Below are 1378 nucleotides of genomic sequence, written 5' to 3' on the forward strand. Positions count from 1 at the left end.
GTGCGTACCGGGCTGAGAGGCGGTGTAAGTGAACTGTAGTTGCCATGTTTTACGGCAATGAGAGCAGAGATAGCGCTGATGTCCGGCAGTGCTTTTGCCGTTACGCACCACGCCTTCAGTAGCGGAGCAGGAAGGACATCTGATGGAAATGGAAGCCACGCAAGCACCTTAAAATCACCATCATACACTAAATCAGTAAGTTGGCAGCATTACCCCGTAGTAGATACAAGGAGAGCCCGCTTGAGTTAACATAAATAAATAGGCGAGTTTAACTTTTCGTTTATCATTCAAACAAACGCTTAAAATACGCGCGGTGTCATGACTATCCAGAAGATTAAACATAACTTCAGTTATATTTTTAGGATAACAAAGATAAGAACGTGTAACGGATGTCATAAATTCTTGTTTTGTTGTATCCTGTAACGCAAAATAATCAATAATCCCATATGTTAAGGGATAATTCATTAATGAATCAAACTGATCACCACGCAACCAGGGGGTGCCCTCATGCCATATCTCACTCAAAATATAACATTCAGGTTTGATATCTTTAATCACCTTTCTGAAATCTCGCCAGAAATGATGATCCACTTCATTCGCAACATCCAGACGCCAACCATCAATATCAAAATTTTGCGTCCAATAGCGAACTATACTAAGTAAGTATTCACGGCACTCTTCATTCTCAGTATTTAGCTTAGGTATTTCAATAACATTGCCAAAGGTTTCATAGTTAAAGTTTTTAAAATCCCATTCACTTTTTGGAGTATCGGGATAAACAGGCAATTTATGAATCCAGAACCAATCGGCGTAACGTGAATTGGCACCATTGCGTACAACGTCAAGCCATATTGGAGAGTCAGCGCCTAAATGATTGAATACTGCATCCAACATGATTTTTATTCCACGCTTATGCGCTTCTTCAATCAAAGTATGGAAAGCAATATTCCCACCTAAATGTGGATCAACACTAAAATGATCGATGGTGTCATATTTATGGTTGGATGCTGAGGTAAAAATAGGACAAAAATAAATCCCATTAATACCCAGATCTTCCAGATAATCGAGTTTGGTAATGACTCCAACTTACTGATAGTGTTTTATGTTCAGATAATGCCCGATGACCTTGTCATGCAGCTCCACCGATTTTGAGAACGACAGTGACTTCCGTCCCAGCCTTGCCAGATGTTGTCTCAGATTCAGATTATGTCGCTCAATGCGCTGAGTGTAACGCTTGCTGATAACGTGCAGCTTTCCCTTCAGGCGTGATTCATACAGCGGCCAGCCATCCGTCATCCATACCACGACCTCAAAGGCCGACAGCAGGCTCAGAAGACGCTCCAGTGTGGCCAGAGTGCGTTCACCGAAGACGTGCGCC

1 protein-coding gene and 2 pseudogenes are annotated in these 1378 nt (G+C 42.2%); all 3 read right to left on the reverse strand.

The genetic code is table 11. The features are described from left to right. The coding region (locus tag BFF42_RS17460; protein ID WP_032277379.1) for an IS1 family transposase at positions 1 to 159 on the reverse strand (159 nt) is incomplete at its 3' end. Positions 160 to 213: 54 nt separating this feature from the next. Next, a pseudogene (locus tag BFF42_RS17465) lies at positions 214 to 1083 on the reverse strand (glycoside hydrolase family 13 protein); the annotation flags it as partial. 3 nt (positions 1084 to 1086) lie between these two features. Continuing rightward, positions 1087 to 1378, reverse strand: a pseudogene (locus BFF42_RS17470) (IS1-like element IS1X2 family transposase); the annotation flags it as partial.

Source organism: Shigella sp. FC1661, from assembly GCF_001712525.1.
GTDB lineage: Bacteria > Pseudomonadota > Gammaproteobacteria > Enterobacterales > Enterobacteriaceae > Escherichia > Escherichia coli.